The sequence below is a fragment of the Streptomyces sp. NPDC006208 genome (genome assembly GCF_040613775.1).
GTDB lineage: Bacteria > Actinomycetota > Actinomycetes > Streptomycetales > Streptomycetaceae > Streptomyces.
On sequence record NZ_JBEXSW010000024.1, the window covers coordinates 22,606 to 41,306 of the forward strand.

An 18,701-nucleotide genomic window follows, 5' to 3' on the forward strand; every position below is an offset into this window, starting at 1 on the left:
TGGTGAGTCTGTGGTCAGGGGACCCGGAGAGGCTCGGGCCGACACATCACCCCTCTCTTCAGGGAGACATCGTGCGACGAACTGTTGTTGCTCTCACGGCACTTGCCGCCGCGGCCCTCGGCGCCGCTCCGGCTTCGGCATCGGCATCGGCATCGGCCGGCAGCGATGCGGGCTGGGAACCCGCGCCGTCGACGCCGTGGGACGTCGCTGCGGGCGTGCGCTGCGATTTCCCCGTGCACGGTGAGCCGATCGTGGACGAGGTGGTGCAGCGCGTGCTCTCCACTCATCCGGACGGCTCGGCGAAACTGGTCGCGTACAAGGGCGACCTGGTCATCAGGGTCACGAACACCGACACCGGTGACTTCTACGACGCCGACGCGAGCGGCTCGGCGCTCGTCGACCACGGCACCGACGGCTCCCAGTTCTGGACCGTGCTCGGTCCCGTGCTGGTGGGCGTCGGCGAGGGGCGCGGGAACCTGCCGCGCAGCCTCTACATCATCGACGGCGCGTACACGATGGACATCAGCCCGACCGGGTACAAGACCGTGACCATGGCGCATGGTTCGCGCACCGACATCTGCGAGCAGATCGACTGAGGCGGCCCTGGCCACGCCCGGTGGCTCGGGAAGTCAGCGCGGCGAGCAGTTCCAGCGCTGCGGCAGTCAGCATCGCCGAAGGCAGCGAGCGGGCGGCGGCCCGGCGATGCCCGCGCCGACCGCGAATCCGGTGAGCTTGAGGCTCGCGCCCGTGGTGAAGACCTGGGCGCGCAGCCGCTCCGGCGCTTCGTGGTGGCGCACCGCGAACAGAGCGGTCAGGCGGGGGCCTTCACCGATTCCCGCCGGCAGGACCGCCGGCACGAGCAGCACCGGATGCACGGTGGCCGCCGGACACCAGGCTGCGCACAGCACGACCGCGCCTGCCGTGGTGACGTCGTCGGGGCGCAGCAGTTGGGGACGGCGGGCGTACAGGGCGTTGGCCGCGAGCGCCGGCAGGGCGATGCCGGAGAGCAGTAGCGCGCCGTGCTCCGGTTCGCCGAAGGCCGCCGCCGCGAGCAGCGGACTGCACGCGACCAGCATCCCCTCGGCCGAGCAGGAGATCACTGATGCTGCCGTCACCCGTGCCAGGGGGCCGCTGCGGACGACGGCGCGGATGCCGGACGCCGGGCAGGGTCCCCATGACCTCGGAATCCTGCACGCCCTGTGGACCCTGCGCGACGCCTCGGAGCGCGAACCCCGTTACGGGAAAAGGATTCCGGAAGTCGGCTCGCGCTCACGCTCACCACAACCAGACGCAGGAACAGTGCAATGAGCCCAGCCGTTGTCACCCAAAGGCCTCAAGGCAGTTGCCGCGACGGATCCGGATGAGGCCGACGGCGTGGGCGTACACGGGGCGTTGTCGCTTCGCGAGGAGGTTGTTCTTCTGCCCGGACGACAAAAGGCAAGGAGAGTACCCACTCCTTGCCACTCTTAACTTATAGCGCACTGGGGGGCTTGCGGCAAGACCCGGGTCGTACCGCAGAATCGCCGACCGAAGCCAGAACCTGCGGAAGTGAGAGTCGCGAAATGCGTGTGGTGTTGTCGACGTACGGGTCGCGCGGAAGCGTCGAACCGATAGCGGGACTCGCGGTGCGGTTGCGGGAACTCGGCGCGGAGGTGCGGGTGTGCGCGCCGCCGGATGAGGAGTTCACGAAGCGCCTGGCCGAGGTCGGCGTGGAGATGGTGCCGACCGGCCGGCCGGTGCGCCCGCTGGTGACCACGGTGACGCCGGGGTCGGCGGTGGGCCTGGCGCAGCGTGCGGCCGAGTTGATGGCCGCGCAGTTCGGCACGGTCGCCGCGGCGGCCGAGGGATGCGATGCGCTGGTGGCGACCGGCCCATTGCCGGCCACGTCAGGCGCGCGGTCTGTGGCCGAGAAACTGGGCATCCGCTACATACACGTAAGCCACCAGCCGGTCAGCCTGCCGTCGCCGCACCGCCGCCCGCCCGCGCGGCGGGGCCGGCCGTTGCCACCGGACATGACCGACAACCGGGCACTGTGGGACCTGGACGCCCAGATCGCGACCGCGATGTTCGGCGAGATGCTCAACACCCAGCGGGCGTCGATCGGCCTGCCACCGGTGGACAGCATCCGCGACTACGCTTTCACCGACCAGCCGTGGCTGGCGACGGACCCGGCCCTGGACCCGTGGCAGGAGACGCCAGACCTCGATGTCGCCCAGACCGGCACGTGGGTCCTGCCCGACGAACGCCCGCTCCCGGCCGAGTTGGTGGCATTCCTGGACGCCGGCACACCACCGGTGTACGTGGGCTTCGGCAGCACCCCCCTGAGCACCCCGAAGGACGTCGCCCGGGTGGCCGTCGAGGCGATCCGGGCGCAGGGCCGCCGCGCGGTCGTGGCCGGCGGCTGGGCCGACCTGGCCCTGATCGACGACCAGGACGACTGCTTCGCCGTCGGCGAGGTCAACCAACAGGCACTGTTCCGCCGGGCGGCCGCCGTCGTACACCACGGCGGCGCGGGCACCACGGCGACCGCCACCCGGGCCGGCGCGCCTCAGGTGGTGGTACCCCAGGGGGCGGACCAGCCGTACTGGGCCGCCCGGGTGGCCGACCTGGGCATCGGCGCGGCACACGACGGCCCCACCCCGACCTTCGAGTCCCTGTCGGCCGCGCTCAAGACGGCCCTGACCCCCGAGACCCGTGCACGAGCGACCGACGTGGCCGGCACGATCCGCACCGACGGAGCAACCGTGGCCGCGAAACGGCTGCTCGACGCGATCAGCCGAGACAGGCCGCCCATGTCCGTGTGAACCACACGGGATCGTCGAGCCAGGACCCGTAACGCAAGAACCCGCGAACCCTGGCGACCTGAACCGACAACGGCCATGGGGTCCACGTCAGGCGGAGCGTTGCTCGTCATGGCCACCTGGTCCCTCACGCCGGGTCAGACGCCTTACTGCGCGCAATGGCTGCAAGCGGCCTCAGATCGGAGCTTTAGAAGTGAACCCCCTGACCACCAGCGCGTTCGACCTTCCCGACCACCTCTCTCCCAAGGCCGACCCGACGCTGACCGGCGGCGACGAGCAGCACTTCGCGGCCATCGCGGAGTGCCTCGAGCAGTCGATCGCCGAGCTGTCCGATCACCTCGATGCCGCGCGCAGGGCGCCCGGCGGCCTTGGCCGGCAGGCGATGGACCGGGACATGGAGGTCCACCGGCTGACCGCTCGCCTGCGAGCACTGCGTCGCTTCGGTCTGGACCTGTGCCTCGGACACATGGTCGGCGCCGACAACCCCGAGCCTGTCTACGTCGGACGACTCGGCCTCACGGACAGTACGGGTCGACGGCTGCTGCTCGACTGGCGCTCCCCCGCGGCTGAGCCGTTCTTCGGAGCCACCCACGCCAACCCGATGGGTCTGGCAAGCCGCCGCAGGTATCGCTGGACCCGCGGCCGGATCAGCGACTACTGGGACGAGGTGTTCACCGCGGACGGGTTTGCCGGGCACGCCGCGCTCGACGACCAGTCCGCCTTCATCGCCAGCCTGGGCAGTAACCGGTCGGCACGGATGCGAGACGTGCTCGGCACCATCCAGGCCGACCAGGACGCCATCATCCGCGCGGGATCCCGCGGCGCTCTCGTCGTCGACGGCGGTCCGGGTACGGGGAAGACCGTCGTCGCTCTGCACCGCTCCGCCTACCTCCTCCACTCCGACCCCCGTCTCGGTCACCGCCGGGGCGGCGTGCTGTTCGTCGGTCCCCACCGGCCCTACCTGGCCTACGTCTCCGACGTCCTCCCCAGCCTCGGAGAGGAGGGCGTGCAGACCTGCACCCTGCGGGACCTCGTCGCCGAGGGAGTCGAAGCGACGATCGAGGCCGACCCGCACGTGGCCCTCCTGAAGTCGTCCGCGACCATGGTGAAGGCGATCGAGACGGCCGTCAGGTTCTACGAGGAGCCGCCCGCCAAGGGGATGACGGTCACGACCCACTGGTCCGACATCTGGCTGAGCGCCGACGACTGGGCCGTGGCGTTCGAAGCAGCAGAACCCGGTACTCCGCACAACGAGGCGCGCGACCAGATCTGGGAGGAGCTGCTCACGATCCTGGTGGACAAGCACGAGGGCGACGACATCTCGCCCGACCTGCTGCGCAAGTCGCTGCTGCAGAACAGGGAGCTGCTCTCGGCCCTCAACCGCGCGTGGCCGCTGCTCGAAGCGGCTGACCTCGTCGGAGACCTGTGGTCGGTCCCCGCCTACCTGCGGAAGTGCGCTCCCTGGCTCAGCCGCGATGACGTGTCGAAGCTGCAGCGCGGAAATGCCCAGGCCTGGACGGTGTCCGACCTGCCGCTCCTGGACGCAGCACGGCAGCGGCTCGGCGACCCGGAGGCATCACTGCGCAAGCGTCGGCACGAGGCCTCTGTCACCGCCGAACGCGAGCGCATGGCCGGCGTCATCGACAACGTGCTCGAGGCCGATGCCGACGGTGAAGGCGCGGTGACGATGCTGCGCGGACAGGACCTGCGGGACACGCTGGTCGACGAGACCGCACCGCCCGGCACCGAACCGGACCTGCTCGCCGGCCCGTTCGCGCACATCGTCGTGGACGAGGCTCAGGAACTGACCGACGCGGAGTGGCAGATGCTGCTGCTCCGCTGCCCGTCCCGGAGCTTCACCATCGTCGGGGACCGAGCCCAGGCCAGGCACGGGTTCACGGAGTCGTGGCAGGAACGGCTCGAGCGGATCGGGCTCGACCGGATCAACCTGGCCTCCCTGAGCGTCAACTACCGGACGCCGGAGGAAATCATGGCGGAAGCCGAGCCGGTCATCCGGGCGGTGCTCCCGGACGCCAACGTGCCGACCTCCATCCGCAGCGGCGGCGTCCCCGTGCTGCACGGGTCTGCTTCGGATCTGAGCTCGATCCTCGACACGTGGCTCGCCGCACATGCCGACGGGATCGCCTGTGTCATCGGCGATCCCGCATTCCGGACGACGTCCCGCGTCCGGTCGCTGACCCCGGAGCTGTCGAAGGGACTCGAGTTCGACCTGGTCGTCCTCATCGACCCCGAGGCGTTCGGCAACGGCATCGAAGGAGCGGTCGACCGCTATGTCGCGATGACCCGAGCGACCCGGCAACTCGTCATCCTCACGAGCTCCTGACGCCGGCCGGACGAACGCCCGCTCCCGGCCGGGTCGGTGGCTCACCAGGCACTGTTCGGCCGGGTTGCCGCCGTCGTGCACCGCGGCGCGGGCACAACGGCGGCAGCCGAGTCTCGACCGGTCCGTCGGGGGTCAGTTCTTCGCGGTCGCCCACGCGTGCTGGACCGCCAGGTCCGCCTTGATCTCGGCGAGCTGGACGACGACGGCGGACGGGGCCGTGCCGCCACGCCCGTTGCGCGAGGCGAGCGCGCCGGGGACGTCGAGCACGGTGCGCACCTCGGGCGTCAGGTGCTCGGAGATCTTCGCGAACTGTTCGTCGGTGAGCTGGTCCAGCTCGATGCCGTGCTGCTCGCACTCCTTGACGCACTCGCCGGCGACCTCGTGCGCGACCCGGAACGGCACTCCCTGCTTGACCAGCCATTCGGCGATGTCGGTGGCGAGCGAGAAGCCGGCCGGGGCGAGCTCCTCCATCCGCTCCCGGTTGACCGTGAGGGTCGCCATCATCCCGGTGAACGCCGGGAGCAGCACCTCGAGTTGGTCGCAGGAGTCGAAGACCGGCTCCTTGTCCTCCTGAAGGTCGCGGTTGTACGCGAGCGGGAGCGCCTTCAGCGTGGCGAGCAGGCCGGTCAGGTTGCCGATGAGGCGGCCGGACTTGCCGCGCGCGAGCTCGGCGATGTCCGGGTTCTTCTTCTGCGGCATGATCGACGAGCCGGTGGAGAAGGCGTCGTGCAGGGTCACGAAGGAGAACTCCTTCGTGTTCCAGATGATGATCTCCTCGGCGATCCGGGAGAGGTTCACACCGATCATCGCGGTGACGAAGGCGAACTCGGCGACGAAGTCACGAGAGGCCGTGCCGTCGATGGAGTTGCCGACGGAGCCGTGCTCGAAGCCGAGGTCACGGGCCACCGCCTCCGGGTCGAGGCCGAGCGAGGAGCCGGCCAGCGCGCCGGAGCCGTACGGGGAGACCGCCGTCCGCTCGTCCCACTGCCGCAGCCGCTCGGCGTCCCGGGACAGCGACTGGACATGAGCCAGGACGTGGTGGGCGAACAGCACCGGCTGGGCGTGCTGGAGGTGCGTGCGACCCGGCATGGCGACGTCCGGGTGGGTCTCGGCGAGGCCGACGAGGGCGTCCTGCAGCTCGGCGATCAGGCCACCGATGATCCGGGCGTGGTCGCGCAGATACATCCGGAAGAGCGTGGCGACCTGGTCGTTGCGGGACCGGCCGGCGCGCAGCTTGCCGCCGAGGTCGGGGCCGAGCCGCTCGAGCAGGCCGCGCTCGAGTGCGGTGTGGACGTCCTCGTCGGCGATGGTGCCCACGAAGGAGCCGTCGGCGACATCGGCTTCGAGCCGGTCGAGGCCGGCGAGCATGCGCGTCAGCTCGTCCTCGGTCAGCAGGCCCGCCTTGTGCAGCACCCGCGCGTGGGCGCGGGACCCGGCGATGTCGTACGGCGCGAGACGCCAGTCGAAGTGGACCGACGCGGACAGCTTCGCCAGCGCCTCGGCGGGACCGTCCGCGAAACGGCCGCCCCAGAGCCGTACGTCACCGCTGTTGCTGCTCACTTGCTCTGCTCCTCAAGACGGGTGATGTGCGACCTCCCCCGGGCCCCGCGGGCCTGGGGGGACCTCCACCTCACCGTAGCGGTGAGGAGGCGGTTGCGGGGCCGGCTGTTACGCCAGGTCCCGCTTGGCGGCGATCTTCTGGGACAGGCCGAAGATCTCGATGAAGCCCTGCGCCTTGGACTGGTCGAACGTGTCGCCCGAGTCGTAGGTCGCCAGGTTGAAGTCGTACAGCGAGGAGTCCGACTTCCGGCCGGTGACGACCGCGCGGCCACCGTGCAGGGTCATCCGGATGTCGCCGGTGACGTGCTGGTTGGCCTCGTCGATGAAGCCGTCCAGGGCCCGCTTGAGCGGGGAGAACCACAGGCCGTCGTAGACCAGCTCGCCCCAGCGCTGCTCGACCTGCCGCTTGTAGCGGGCGAGCTCGCGCTCGACGGTGACGTTCTCCAGCTCCTGGTGGGCGGTGATCAGCGCGATCGCGCCCGGGGCCTCGTAGACCTCACGGGACTTGATGCCGACGAGCCGGTCCTCGACCATGTCGATCCGGCCGATCCCCTGGGCGCCGGCCCGCTCGTTGAGCTGCTGGATCGCCTGAAGGACGGTGACAGGCTTGCCGTCGATGGCGACCGGGACGCCCTCCTTGAAGGAGATGACGACCTCGTCCGCCTCGCGGGGGGTGGCCGGGTTCGAGGTGTACTCGTAGATGTCCTCGATCGGCGCGTTCCAGATGTCCTCCAGGAAGCCGGTCTCGACGGCCCTTCCGAAGACGTTCTGGTCGATGGAGTACGGCGACTTCTTGCTGGTGGCGATCGGGAGCTGCTTCTCCTCGCAGAACGCGATCGCCTTGTCCCGCGTCATGGCGTAGTCACGGACCGGGGCGATGCACTTCAGCTCGGGGGCGAGGGCGACGATGCCGGCCTCGAACCGCACCTGGTCGTTGCCCTTGCCGGTGCAGCCGTGGGCCACGACCGAGGCGTCGTGCTTCTTCGCGGCGGCCACGAGGTGCTTGACGATGGTGGGCCGGGAGAGGGCGGAGACCAGCGGGTAGCGGTCCATGTAGAGGGCGTTGGCCTTGATCGCCGGAAGGCAGTACTCCTCGGCGAACTCGTCCTTGGCGTCGGCGACCTCCGCCTCCACCGCACCGCAGGCGAGCGCGCGCTTGCGGATGACGTCCAGGTCCTCGCCGCCCTGGCCGACGTCCACGGCAACGGCGATGACCTCGGCGCCCGTCTCCTCGGCGATCCAGCCGATGGCGACGGAGGTGTCCAGACCGCCCGAGTAGGCGAGTACGACGCGCTCGGTCACTGGTTTCTCCTTCGGTGCATTCGGTGATGGGTATAACTATGCAATCCACCGTATGTTTTGTCAATGCACACAGGAAATGCGCTGGTGAGGCGTGACCCTGCGGACCTAGGGTCCCGAATGACGAGTCGTGGGGGAGCGCATGGACGCAGGGACGACATGGGACGCGAGAGCGGGGCAGGAGGCAGCGCTGCACCTGCTTCGGGGCGCCCGGGCGAGTGACGTCCTCGACTGGACCAACCCCGCCGCCTGGACAGCCCTGGACCAGGGGGTCCGCAGCGTGTCCTGGCACCGCCGCGACCTGGCCGCCCGGATCAGGGCCCGGCCCGAGACCGCGCTGTGCCACCCCGACGGGCGGATCCGGGAGGCCGCCCTCGCAGAGAAGCCGGACACCCCTGCGCTGCTGCCTCTCGTGGTGATCCGCTGCGCCGACTGGGCCGAACCCGTACGGAGGCGCGCACGCCGGATGCTCGCGGAGGCGCTGGAGTCCGCGCCGGAGCACACGCTGTGCCTACTGACTCCCCTGGTGCTGCGGGTGGGCCGGCGCGAGCAGGGAACGTGGGCGCGGGAGTTGTTCGTGGAAACGCTGCGGACGTCTCCGTACCCGGCGCTTCCCCGGCTGCGCGACAGCACGGACACCGCGACGCGGCGGCTCGCCGCCCGCATCACCGTCGACCACGGGCTGCTCGGCGCCCCGGAGCTGGCGCGGCGTGCCGTCGACGACCTGGACCCGGTCCTGTGGCGACTGTGGTCGGACGCCGCTCTCGCGGCGATGGCCGCCGATGCAGTGGACGACGAGGCCGTCGACATCCTGCTCGGTGCCAGGGCTCCGCTCGTACGTTCCGCCGGGGTTACCGCACTACGGCGGGCGGGACGGGCACGGGAGGCGGTCGCACACCTCACCGACCGGGCCGCACTGGTACGCGCCTGCGCACGCTGGGTCGTGCACCAGAACGGCGGGGACCCGCGCCCGCAGTACGTGGAGCTGTGCACGGACCCTGCCACCGTGGAGCCCTTCGCAGTGTCGGGGCTCGCCGAGTGCGGGCACCGCGAGGACGCGGCACTGTTGCGGCCCCTCCTGACCCACCCGGTCGCCGGAGTACGTGCCCAGGCCGTCGGAGGACTTCGGCAGCTGGACTCCACACCTGTCGAGGCACTGCGTCCGCTGCTGGACGACCCGTCGGCGGCGGTGGCACGTGAGGTGACCTGGGCGCTGCTGCCGCACGCACGCCGCCTGCCGGCAAACTGGCTCGGCGACCGGCTCTCCGCGTGGCGCCCCACGCACACACGCCGGGCCGCCTTCCGGCTGCTGAAGGCGCAGGGCGGACTGAGTGAACTGAGCGCGGCAGTGGCGTTGTTGGCCGACACCGACCCCCGGCTGCGCCGGTGCGCCGAATCCGCCGTGCAGCAGCGGCGCTGGCTGGACGAAGTTCCGCGGGGCGACGCCGCCGTGGACGGGTTGCTCCGGCAGTGCACCCATTTGTTCAGCGACTACGTGATGAGCGGAATGCGGAGCCGTGTCGGCCTCAGCGCGTGAACGCCCGGCCGGGCGGCCGGACGGGGCCGATAATGCAGCCATGGGGAAGACGTATGAACGCATAGAGGGCCGGATCCGCGAATTCATCGAGCAGCAGCCGGTCTTCTTCACGGCCACCGCGCCGCTGTCCGGAGACGGACACATCAATCTCTCGCCGAAGGGGCGCAGCGGGACGCTCGTCGTCGTGGACGCCTCGACGCTGGCCTACATCGACTTCGGCGGCAGCGGGGCCGAGACCATCGCCCATGTGCGCGAGGAGGGCAACGGGCGCATCACACTGATGTGGTGCGCGTTCGCCGGGCCGCCGAAGGTGCTGAGGGTGCACGGTCGCGGCGAGGCGATCTTCCGGGACGACCCTCGTTGGTCCGAGTGGATCGGTCACTTCGAGGAGGTCGACGGCCCGAGCGCCCGCGCGATCATCGTCGTCCGCGCCGTGCGGATCAGCGACGCCTGCGGTTTCGCCGTGCCGTTCATGGACTACCGCGAGGAACGCACCCAGCATGCCGAGCACTTCGGCCGCAAGACGGACGAGGAGTTCGCGGCGTACTGCGAGAAGAAGGAGCATGTGGCCGTGAGTCTGGACGGGCTCCCCGCCCTCCCGCTGCCGCTGCCCGCCCGCACCGACTGAAGCGCACTCCCCCGCCCGCCCCGCGATCCTGCACCCGAGCGGCGCAGCCCGGGAGGTGGGCAAACCGCGGCGGGGCTTAGCATCGTGAACCATGCGCCTCCGTCCTGCACTTGGCATCGTGCTGCTGTTCCTGCTCGCCTCGGGTTCCGTCGCGGCCGCGCCCGACCCCGTTCCCGCGCCCCTGCCCGCCCGTATGGCGGACACCGGCGGCGGCAGCCAGCTGATTACCGCCGAGGCCCCGGGCCCCGGGTCCACGACCGGGAAGGTCACCTGGTGGGACCGCCGTCCGGACGGGCAGTGGGTGGCCGCCGGTTCGACGGACGCCCGCTTCGGTGCGAACGGCCTGGTCGAGGGCGACAGCCGCAAGCAGGGCACCTCCACGACACCGACCGGGCTGTTCGGCATGCCGTACGCGTTCGGGATCAAACCGGCGCCCGTCGGCACCGACTACCGGTACCGCAAGGTCACCGAGCGCTCCTGGTGGTGCCAGGACAACGCGGCCCGTACGTACAACCGCTGGGTGGAAGGCCTGCCCAGGGACTGCCGGGGCACCGAGTCGGAGCACCTGGTGTCGTACACCACGCAGTACGCCCACGCCCTCGTCATCGGCTTCAACTACGACCGTCCTGTGCGCGGCCGGGGTGCCGGCATCTTCCTGCATGTCAACGGGCGGGGTGCGACGGCCGGTTGTGTGTCCGTACCGGAATCGGCCATGGTGAAGATCCTGGCCTGGGCCGACAGGTTCCGCCATCCGCACATCGCGATCGGAACGGCCTCCGGACCCACGGCCATCACCCGCTACTGACGCACAGCCGGCCCACAGCTGACACGAGCGCCACACAGATTGAACTCCTGGAGGCTCGTCTCCGTATCCACCTGAGCGATACGGAACAGCCGAGGAGCAGCGGTGGCGATGATTCAGAGCGGTCGGGCCGCCAGGCGCCAGACCATGCGCGCGATCCGGCCCAGGCGCAACCCGGCAGTGATGCTGCTGGGCCTTGCCTGGGCGGGCGCGGCGGCAGTGCTGTGGCTGTGGTGGCAGAACACGGCCGTGGTCGGGATGAACACCGCCGAGTGGCTGATCGGGGCGGGCCGGATCACCGGCCTGCTCGGCGGGTACATGATCGCGCTCGTGGTGCTGCAGATGGCGCGCGTGCCCGCGCTGGAACGGGGCGTGGGTTCCGACCGGGCGACCCGCTGGCACGCGATGAGCGGCCGGTATGCGATCAGCCTCGTCATCGCGCATGTCGTCCTGACCGTCTGGGGCTATGCCGTTCAGGCCCGTACCGGTGTCGTCGAGCAGACGGTCACCGTCGTCCTCGACTTCCCGGAAATGATCAAGGCGGCGATCGGCACGACACTGCTGCTGGTGGTCGGCTTCGTCTCGGCCGGCGCGATACGCCGCCGGATGCACTACGAGACCTGGTACTACCTCCATCTGCTCACCTACGCCGCGGTGTACCTGACCTTCTGGCACCAGTTGGCCACCGGCGCCGAGTTCGTGGCGAACCCGACTGCGCGAACGGTCTGGTACGTCCTGTACGCGGCGGTCGGTGCGCTGCTCGTCTGGTACCGGGTCCTGGCGCCCGTGCGGCTGAACCTCAGGCACCGGATGCGGGTCGAGTCCGTGGTGGACGAGGCGCCTGGCGTGGTCTCCGTGCTGATCAGCGGGCGGCGGCTGCACCGGCTCGGTGCCCAGGCGGGCCAGTTCTTCCGCTGGCGGTTCCTCACCAAGGGCCTGCGCTGGAGCGCCAATCCGTACTCCCTGTCCGCCCCTCCCCGCCCTGATCTGCTGCGTATCACCGTCAAGGCCGTCGGCAAGCACAGCACGGCCCTGTCCGAACTTCAGCCCGGGACGCGGGTCTGGGCGGAGGGTCCGTACGGCGCGATGACCGCCGGCCGGCGGAGCCGGAACAAGGTGCTGCTGATCGCCGGCGGAGCCGGCATCACGCCACTGCGGGCGCTGTTCGAGACGCTGCCCGGCGGTCCCGGGGATCTGACCCTGCTCTACCGGGCCGGCAAGACCCAGGATCTGGCGCTGTGGAGCGAACTGCGGGAGATCGCGGACGCCCGCAGCGCGCGGCTGATGTACGCCGTGAACGGGCCGGACGGGGCGCGGCCCGAGATCACGACCGAGCGCCTCACACAGGTGCTGCCCGACATCGATCAGCACGACGTCTACCTCTGCGGGCCGCCCGGTCTGGCCGAGGAGTCGTACAACGCACTGCGCGCGGCGGGCGTGCCCTCCCGCCGTATCCACCACGAGTCGTTCGAGATGTGAGGCCGTCCCTTGAAGAGGAAACATCCGCTGCGCCGGATCATGATCGGCATCGCAGGCACCACGTCGGCCGTCGTCCTGCTGCTCGCACTGAAGCAGCCGGGCACCTCGGTGGCCGGCTCCTCGTCGCAGGCCGGCGGCGTGCCGCCGGCCGCTTCGGCGTCCGCGGGGAGCGGGCTGGAGGCAGCCGGCGGTCAGACGGTACTGGGGGACGTGGCCGAGACCCAGTACGGGCCGGTACAGGTCCAGCTGACCCTGAGCGACGGCAGGATCACCGCGGCCACGGCCGTGAAGGCTCCCGGCTCGGACGCCAACAGCCGGAAGATCGCCGCCAGCGCCGTACCCAAACTCAACCAGGCCGTCGTCGCCGCGCAGAGCGCACAGATCGACGCCGTCTCCGGCGCCACGTACACGAGCCAGGGCTACATCAAGTCCCTGCAGAGCGCCATCGACAAGGCCGAGGCGGCGGGGGCGGAGGAGAACAGCTCCGGGGAGGGAGCCGGCGCAGGGGCCGCATTGCCCGGACCGGACGCAGGGGCCGGCACCGGCGGGTCAGGGGCCGGGTCCGGCACGGGCGACGCCGACGCCGGGTCCGGAGATGCCTCGGGCACCGGCGGGGTCGGGGGCTCGGAGCCCGCGGCGCCCAAGACGGTTGTCGGCGCTGTGGCGAGCACCCAGTACGGCGATGTCCAGGTGCGGATCACCGTCAGCGGCGGCAGGATCACCGCGGCCGACGCCGTCAAGGCACCCGACTCGGACGCCAACAGCCGGAAGATCGCCGCCAGGGCCGTGCCCGAGCTCAACCAGGCCGCCGTCGCCGCGCAGAGCGCACAGATCGACGCCGTCTCCGGCGCCAGCTACACGAGCGAGGGCTACATCAAGTCCCTGCAGAGCGCCATCGACAAGGCAGGTCTGTGAAGGCCGACGGGGCGCGGCTGCGCCATGTCGAGCACTCGATGGGCACGGTGTTCTCGTTCGACGTCCGCGTCGCCGCCGAGAGCGACACCTCACGGGTACAGGCCGCACTCGCCGCCGCCGTGGGGAGCCTGCACCACGCCGACGAGACCTTCTCGACGTATCGCGAGGACAGCCAGCTGAGCCGGCTGTCCCGGGGCGAACTCTCACTCGGCGACTGCGTCCCGGAGATGGCCGAGGTGCTCCAGGGATGCGAGGAGGCCGAGGCCGAGAGCGAAGGATGGTTCACCACCCGGTACGCGGGCGGTCTCGACCCGACCGGCCTGGTCAAGGGCTGGGCCGTGCAGCGCGCGGTGCGCATGCTCGCCTCCTCCGGCGCGGATGCGGTCTGCCTGAACGGCGGCGGGGACATCCAGCTGTACGGCGGCCCTTGGCGCGTGGGAGTCTCCGACCCTCTGCGTCCCGGAGGACTGGCAACGGTGATCGAGGCTCACCGGAGTCTGGCCGTGGCCACATCGGGTCCTGCTGAGCGCGGCTGCCACATCCTCGACCCGCACACCGGGCGGCCACCGGCCGCCGGCATCGCCTCAATGACCGTCGTCTGCCCCGGGCTCACCCGGGCGGACGTCCGCGCGACGGCCGCGTATGCGATGGGCGACCGGGCCCGCGCATGGCTGGAGGAGCTGCCCGACACGGAGGGCTTCGCGGTCACGGCCGACGGCAGCACGTGGCAGACCAGCGGGTTCGCCCGCCATACGGCGAAGCTGGCGGCATGAGGCGGGGACGCTGTCGCCCGTCCGGCCTGATGACCACCCTGTCGTGAACCCCGACTGCGCCGGTTTGTTCGGGCCCGGCGGGCGGACCGCGTGCTCAGCCCGCGGCGCCCGACAGCCCCGAGGGGCAGCCTGCCGCTGGACCGCCCGGCCGCTGAGGACGGTCGGGCCTTGGCCGCACGCGCCGGGTCACCCGTGGCGTGTGCGGCGCGAAGTGCTCACGCGCCCGGGATCGACCACGTGCGGCAGCAGGAGCGAGGCGAAGAGGGCAGCCTCGGGACAGGCGACCGCCGGCTTGAGTTCGGCCGATCCGAGCTCTTGCTGCATGGCGGCCGGCCTTGACCTTGCGACGACCACCCGGTTTCGTTGGCCTGCCGCCGCGGACCGTTCCGGCGGCACGGCGGTCGCACGGCCCGTCGGACCCGACGGCCCGGCCCGGCGGCCGGCCTTGACCTTGCGACGACCACCCGGTTTCGTTGGCCTGCCGCCGCGGACCGTTCCGGCGGCACGGCGGTCGCACGACCCCTCGGACCCGACGGCCCCGCCCGTCGACGCGTCGGCCACTCTCCGTCCTGACGGACCCGACGACCCGCCCGCCGTCCCGTGCGGTCACCCGCCCCGGACCGTCCGGCCCGAGGCGGAGGAACTGTTCCGCACGCGGACAGCCGCAGGGCGGGGCAGGCCCCGCCGGCCCCGGCCGGGGTGCCCTGTCAGCGGTCGTTCTGGGCCAGGCGCAGCAGATGGTCCGCGAGCGCCTGTCCGCCCTGGGGATCACGGCTGATCAGCATCAGCGTGTCGTCGCCCGCGATCGTGCCGAGGATGTCGTGGAGTTCGGCCTGGTCGATGGCCGAGGCCAGGAACTGGGCCGCGCCCGGCGGCGTACGCAGGACCACGAGATTCGCCGAGGCCTCCGCGGAGATCAGCAGTTCACCGGAGAGGCGCCGCATGCGCTCCTCCTTGGCCGACTCACCGAGCGGGGCCTGCGGGGTGCGGAAGCCGCCCTCACTGGGTACCGCGTAGATCAGCTCGCCGCCGGTGTTGCGGATCTTCACCGCACCCAGCTCGTCGAGGTCGCGGGAGAGCGTCGCCTGGGTGACGTTCAGCCCGTTGTCCGCGAGGAGCTTCGCCAGCTGGCTCTGGGAGCGCACCGGCTGCCGGTTGAGGATGTCCACGATCCGGCGGTGGCGAGCCGTGCGCGTCTGCGGTACGGCCGGGCCGCTGTGCTCGGTGTCCTGGCCCTCGGTCATCGTCGTCTCATTCTCCGGGTCGCCCTTCGCCGTCGCTCGCACTGCTCGTCTGGAGGATGCCTGGAAGCGCCCCGAGGAACGCATCCACCTCCGCGTCCCCGATCGTCAGCGCGGGCATGAGCCGTACGACATCGGGCGCGGGGGCGTTCACCAGGAAGCCGGCATCCTGGGCCGCCTGCTGCACCTGGGGTGCGTGCGGCCCGGTGAGCACGATACCCAGCAGCAGACCACTGCCACGGACATGGGAGACCAGCGGGTGTCCCAGACCCTCGATTCCGTCGCGCAGTTTCTCGCCGAGCCGCTTGACCTCGTCGAGCAGGCCGTCGGTGGCAAGGGTGTCGATGACGGCGAGACCGGCGGCACAGGCCACGGGGTTGCCGCCGAACGTGGTGCCGTGCTGACCGGGCTTCAGCAGCTCGGCGGCCTCGCCGAAGACCACGGTGGCGCCGATGGGAAGACCGCCGCCGAGTCCCTTGGCGAGGGTGACGACATCGGGCTCGACGCCCTGGTGCGCCTGGTGTTCGAACCAGTGGCCGCAGCGGCCGATGCCGGTCTGCACCTCGTCGAGGACCAGCAGGGTGCCGGTGGCCCGGGTGATCTCCCGGGCCGCCTCCAGATAGCCCTTGGGCGGGACGACCACGCCGTTCTCGCCCTGGATAGGCTCGATGATCACCAGCGCCGTCTCCTCGGTGACGGCGGCCCGCAGCGCCTCGGCATCGCCGTAGGGGACGTGCGTGACCTGGGCCGGCAGCGGCAGGAACGGCTGCTGCTTGGCGGGCTGGCCGGTGAGCGCGAGGGCGCCCATGGTGCGGCCGTGGAAGCCACCGGCGGTGGCGACCATGTGCGTACGGCCCGTCAGCCGGCCGATCTTGAAGGCGGCTTCGTTGGCCTCGGCGCCCGAGTTGGCGAAGAAGACGCGGCCGGGGCGGCCGAACAGCTGGATCAACCGCTCGGCGAGCGCGACGGGCGGCTCGGCGACGTACAGGTTGGAGACATGGCCGAGGGAGGCGATCTGGCGGGTGACGGCCTCGACGACGGCGGGGTGGGCGTGGCCGAGCGCGTTCACGGCGATGCCGCCGACGAAGTCGGTGTACTCGGTGCCTTCCGCGTCCCAGACCCTGGCGCCCTCACCACGGACGAGGGACAGTTTCGGCGTGCCGTAGTTGTCCGTCATCACGCCCTGCCAGCGCTGCGTGAGTTCCTCGTTGCCGCTCATCAGTCCCCCTGTCCGTCCGGCACGACCATCGTGCCGATGCCCTCGTCGGTGAAGATCTCCAGCAGGATCGAGTGCTGGACCCGGCCGTCGATCACGCGGGCGGTGTTGACCCCGTTGCGTACGGCGAACAGGCAGCCCTCCATCTTGGGGACCATGCCGCTGGAGAGGTCGGGCAGCAGCTTCTCGAGTTGCGTGGCGGTGAGCCGGCTGATCACTTCGTCGCTGTTCGGCCAGTCCTCGTAGAGGCCCTCGACATCGGTGAGGACCATGAGGGTCTCCGCGCCCAGCGCCGCAGCGAGTGCCGCAGCAGCCGTATCAGCATTGACGTTGTAGACATGTCCGTCGTCCTGTGAGCGGGCGATCGAGGAGATGACCGGGATACGTCCGTCGGTGAGCAGCGCCTCGATGGCGCCCGTGTCGATCTCGGTGATCTCGCCGACCCGGCCGATGTCGACCAGCTCGCCGTCGATCTGCGGCTGGTGCTTGGTGGCGGTGATGGTGTGGGCGTCCTCGCCGGTCATACCGACGGCGAAGGGGCCGTGCTGGTTGAGCAGGCCGACGAGCTCGCGCTGGACCTGGCCGGCCAGCACCATGCGTACGACATCCATGGCTTCGGGTGTGGTGACCCGCAATCCTGCCTTGAACTCGCTCACCAGCCCGTGCCGGTCGAGCTGGGCGCTGATCTGCGGGCCGCCGCCGTGCACCACGACGGGCTTGAGGCCGGCATGGCGCAGAAAAACGACGTCCTGCGCGAAGGCGGCGTTCAGCTCCTCGTCGATCATGGCATTGCCGCCGAACTTGATGACGACGGTCTTGCCGTGATGACGGGTCAGCCAGGGCAGCGCCTCGATCAGGATCTCGGCCTTGGGCAGCGCGGTGTGCTTCCGCGTCGTGTTCGTCATGAGCTGTAGGCGCTGTTCTCGTGGACGTAGTCGGCGGTGAGGTCGTTGGCCCAGATGACGGCGGACTCGGACCCGGCGGCCAGGTCGGCGGTGATCTTCACCTCGCGGTAGCGCATGTCGACCAGCTCCCGGTCCTCGCCGACGCTGCCGTTCTTGCAGACCCAGATGCCGTTGATGGCGACATTGAGCTGGTCGGGGTCGAAGACGGCCTGGGTGGTGCCGATGGCGGAGAGCACTCGGCCCCAGTTGGGGTCCTCACCGTGGATGGCGCACTTGAGGAGGTTGTTGCGGGCGATGGAGCGGCCCACCTCGACGGCGTCGTCCTCGGTCGCGGCGTTGATCACCTCGATACGGATGTCCTTGCTCGCGCCCTCGGCGTCACCGATCAGCTGCCGGGCCAGGTCGTCGCACACGGTCCGCACGGCCTGGGCGAACTCCTCGTACCGCGGCGTGATCTCGCTCGCTCCGGAGGCCAGCAGCAGCACGGTGTCGTTGGTGGACATGCATCCGTCCGAGTCCACCCGGTCGAAGGTCGTCCGGGTGGCGTCCCGCAGCGCCTTGTCGAGGGTGGCCGGTTCGAGGTCGGCGTCGGTGGTGAGGACGACGAGCATGGTGGCGAGGCCGGGGGCGAGCATGCCGGCGCCCTTGGCCATGCCGCCGACGGTCCAGCCGTCCCCTGTGGCGACGGCGGTCTTGTGGACCGTGTCGGTGGTCTTGATGGCGATGGCGGCCTTCTCGCCGCCGTGCTCGCTGAGCTGGGCGGACGCCTTCTCGATGCCCGGCAGAAGCTTGTCCATCGGCAGCAGGACGCCGATCAGGCCGGTGGACGCGACCGCGACCTCGCCGGCGCTGTGGCCCAGCACATCGGCGACCTTCTCGGCGGTGGCGTGGGTGTCCTGGAAGCCCTTGGGCCCGGTACAGGCGTTGGCGCCACCGGAGTTGAGGACCACGGCGGTCACCTCGCCGCCCTTGAGGACCTGCTCCGACCACAGGACGGGCGCGGCCTTGACGCGGTTGGAGGTGAACACGCCCGCGGCGGCGCGACGGGGCCCGTTGTTGACCACGAGGGCCAGGTCCGGATTCCCGCTCTCCTTGATCCCGGCAGCGATGCCGGCCGCGGTGAATCCTTTCGCTGCGGTCACGCTCACTGTGCTTCTCCGTTCTCTCCCGGAGCTGACGCCTGGGAGGTGCCCCCGTCTCC

17 protein-coding genes are annotated in these 18,701 nt (G+C 70.7%); 9 read left to right on the top strand and 8 right to left on the bottom strand.

Annotated elements, in window-relative coordinates; all coding sequences use genetic code 11:
- Positions 1-71: 71 nt before the first annotated feature.
- On the top strand, positions 72-596 hold the full coding sequence (locus ABZ208_RS20635; RefSeq protein ID WP_356910911.1) for a hypothetical protein: 525 nt from the start codon (positions 72-74) through the stop codon (positions 594-596).
- 66 nt (positions 597-662) lie between these two features.
- On the opposite strand, the gene ABZ208_RS20640 is transcribed toward ABZ208_RS20635, so the two are convergent.
- Positions 663-1,115 carry a hypothetical protein gene (locus ABZ208_RS20640; protein WP_356910912.1) on the bottom strand — a complete coding sequence of 151 codons (453 nt, stop codon included), beginning with the start codon at positions 1,113-1,115 and terminating at the stop codon, positions 663-665.
- A gap of 447 nt (positions 1,116-1,562) precedes the next feature.
- On the opposite strand from ABZ208_RS20640, the gene ABZ208_RS20645 reads away from it, so the two are divergent.
- Together ABZ208_RS20645 and helR are read left to right on the top strand one after the other, a co-directional pair.
- Positions 1,563-2,804: a glycosyltransferase gene (locus ABZ208_RS20645; protein ID WP_356910913.1), complete on the top strand. Its 1,242-nt coding sequence runs from the start codon at positions 1,563-1,565 to the stop codon at positions 2,802-2,804.
- 190 nt (positions 2,805-2,994) lie between these two features.
- Positions 2,995-5,145 (top strand): RNA polymerase recycling motor ATPase HelR, encoded by a 2,151-nt coding sequence (gene helR / locus ABZ208_RS20650; RefSeq protein WP_356910914.1) that lies wholly within the window; start codon positions 2,995-2,997, stop codon positions 5,143-5,145.
- A 132-nt stretch (positions 5,146-5,277) separates the two neighbouring features.
- Here helR and argH read toward each other — a convergent pair whose 3' ends face one another.
- Both argH and ABZ208_RS20660 read right to left on the bottom strand, forming a co-directional pair.
- Positions 5,278-6,705: an argininosuccinate lyase gene (gene argH, locus ABZ208_RS20655; protein ID WP_356910915.1), complete on the bottom strand. Its 1,428-nt coding sequence runs from the start codon at positions 6,703-6,705 to the stop codon at positions 5,278-5,280.
- A 108-nt stretch (positions 6,706-6,813) separates the two neighbouring features.
- Positions 6,814-8,007, bottom strand: a complete 1,194-nt coding sequence (locus ABZ208_RS20660) for an argininosuccinate synthase (protein ID WP_356910916.1) — start codon at positions 8,005-8,007, stop codon at positions 6,814-6,816.
- Between the two features lie 139 nt (positions 8,008-8,146).
- Between ABZ208_RS20660 and ABZ208_RS20665 the strand changes: the two genes are divergently transcribed.
- The 6 genes from ABZ208_RS20665 to ABZ208_RS20690 all read left to right on the top strand — a co-directional run bounded on the left by ABZ208_RS20665 (position 8,147) and on the right by ABZ208_RS20690 (position 14,138).
- A complete protein-coding gene (locus ABZ208_RS20665; protein ID WP_356910917.1) occupies positions 8,147-9,541 on the top strand; it encodes a HEAT repeat domain-containing protein in 1,395 nt (464 codons plus the stop codon).
- Between the two features lie 40 nt (positions 9,542-9,581).
- Positions 9,582-10,169 carry a pyridoxamine 5'-phosphate oxidase family protein gene (locus ABZ208_RS20670; protein WP_356910918.1) on the top strand — a complete coding sequence of 196 codons (588 nt, stop codon included), beginning with the start codon at positions 9,582-9,584 and terminating at the stop codon, positions 10,167-10,169.
- 91 nt (positions 10,170-10,260) lie between these two features.
- Positions 10,261-10,974, top strand: coding sequence for a L,D-transpeptidase family protein (locus tag ABZ208_RS20675; protein ID WP_356910919.1), 714 nt, complete (start codon positions 10,261-10,263; stop codon positions 10,972-10,974).
- A 108-nt stretch (positions 10,975-11,082) separates the two neighbouring features.
- Positions 11,083-12,450 carry a ferredoxin reductase family protein gene (locus tag ABZ208_RS20680; RefSeq protein WP_356910920.1) on the top strand — a complete coding sequence of 456 codons (1,368 nt, stop codon included), beginning with the start codon at positions 11,083-11,085 and terminating at the stop codon, positions 12,448-12,450.
- Between the two features lie 39 nt (positions 12,451-12,489).
- A complete protein-coding gene (locus ABZ208_RS20685; RefSeq protein ID WP_356910921.1) occupies positions 12,490-13,365 on the top strand; it encodes an FMN-binding protein in 876 nt (291 codons plus the stop codon).
- A gap of 38 nt (positions 13,366-13,403) precedes the next feature.
- Positions 13,404-14,138: an FAD:protein FMN transferase gene (locus ABZ208_RS20690; RefSeq protein WP_356911002.1), complete on the top strand. Its 735-nt coding sequence runs from the start codon at positions 13,404-13,406 to the stop codon at positions 14,136-14,138.
- A gap of 186 nt (positions 14,139-14,324) precedes the next feature.
- Here the strand turns inward: ABZ208_RS20690 and ABZ208_RS20695 are convergent, their stop codons facing one another.
- The 5 genes from ABZ208_RS20695 to argJ form a co-directional block, all read right to left on the bottom strand.
- Positions 14,325-14,462 (bottom strand): hypothetical protein, encoded by a 138-nt coding sequence (locus ABZ208_RS20695; protein ID WP_356910922.1) that lies wholly within the window; start codon positions 14,460-14,462, stop codon positions 14,325-14,327.
- 383 nt (positions 14,463-14,845) lie between these two features.
- Positions 14,846-15,382: an arginine repressor gene (locus ABZ208_RS20700; RefSeq protein WP_328402695.1), complete on the bottom strand. Its 537-nt coding sequence runs from the start codon at positions 15,380-15,382 to the stop codon at positions 14,846-14,848.
- A gap of 7 nt (positions 15,383-15,389) precedes the next feature.
- Positions 15,390-16,598 carry an acetylornithine transaminase gene (locus tag ABZ208_RS20705; protein ID WP_356910923.1) on the bottom strand — a complete coding sequence of 403 codons (1,209 nt, stop codon included), beginning with the start codon at positions 16,596-16,598 and terminating at the stop codon, positions 15,390-15,392.
- A complete protein-coding gene (gene argB / locus ABZ208_RS20710) occupies positions 16,598-17,500 on the bottom strand; it encodes an acetylglutamate kinase (RefSeq protein WP_356910924.1) in 903 nt (300 codons plus the stop codon). Before argB ends, ABZ208_RS20705 begins: the two co-directional genes overlap by 1 nt.
- The gene (gene argJ / locus ABZ208_RS20715) at positions 17,497-18,648 is read right to left on the bottom strand and encodes a bifunctional glutamate N-acetyltransferase/amino-acid acetyltransferase ArgJ (RefSeq protein WP_356910925.1); all 1,152 of its coding nucleotides are present in this window, start codon (positions 18,646-18,648) and stop codon (positions 17,497-17,499) included. Before argJ ends, argB begins: the two co-directional genes overlap by 4 nt.
- Between the last annotated feature and the right edge of the window lie 53 nt (positions 18,649-18,701).

Bases quoted from the DNA above. Each gene is read 5' to 3' on its own strand.
- argB (WP_356910924.1), bottom strand. From the start codon at position 17,500: ATGACGAACACGACGCGGAAGCACACCGCGCTGCCCAAGGCCGAGATC.
- ABZ208_RS20695 (WP_356910922.1), bottom strand. From the start codon at position 14,462: ATGCAGCAAGAGCTCGGATCGGCCGAACTCAAGCCGGCGGTCGCCTGT.
- ABZ208_RS20685 (WP_356910921.1), top strand. From the start codon at position 12,490: ATGATCGGCATCGCAGGCACCACGTCGGCCGTCGTCCTGCTGCTCGCA.
- ABZ208_RS20645 (WP_356910913.1), top strand. From the start codon at position 1,563: ATGCGTGTGGTGTTGTCGACGTACGGGTCGCGCGGAAGCGTCGAACCG.
- ABZ208_RS20665 (WP_356910917.1), top strand. From the start codon at position 8,147: ATGGACGCAGGGACGACATGGGACGCGAGAGCGGGGCAGGAGGCAGCG.
- ABZ208_RS20700 (WP_328402695.1), bottom strand. From the start codon at position 15,382: ATGACCGAGGGCCAGGACACCGAGCACAGCGGCCCGGCCGTACCGCAG.
- ABZ208_RS20670 (WP_356910918.1), top strand. From the start codon at position 9,582: ATGGGGAAGACGTATGAACGCATAGAGGGCCGGATCCGCGAATTCATC.
- ABZ208_RS20690 (WP_356911002.1), top strand. From the start codon at position 13,404: ATGGGCACGGTGTTCTCGTTCGACGTCCGCGTCGCCGCCGAGAGCGAC.
- ABZ208_RS20680 (WP_356910920.1), top strand. From the start codon at position 11,083: ATGATTCAGAGCGGTCGGGCCGCCAGGCGCCAGACCATGCGCGCGATC.
- ABZ208_RS20675 (WP_356910919.1), top strand. From the start codon at position 10,261: ATGCGCCTCCGTCCTGCACTTGGCATCGTGCTGCTGTTCCTGCTCGCC.
- ABZ208_RS20705 (WP_356910923.1), bottom strand. From the start codon at position 16,598: ATGAGCGGCAACGAGGAACTCACGCAGCGCTGGCAGGGCGTGATGACG.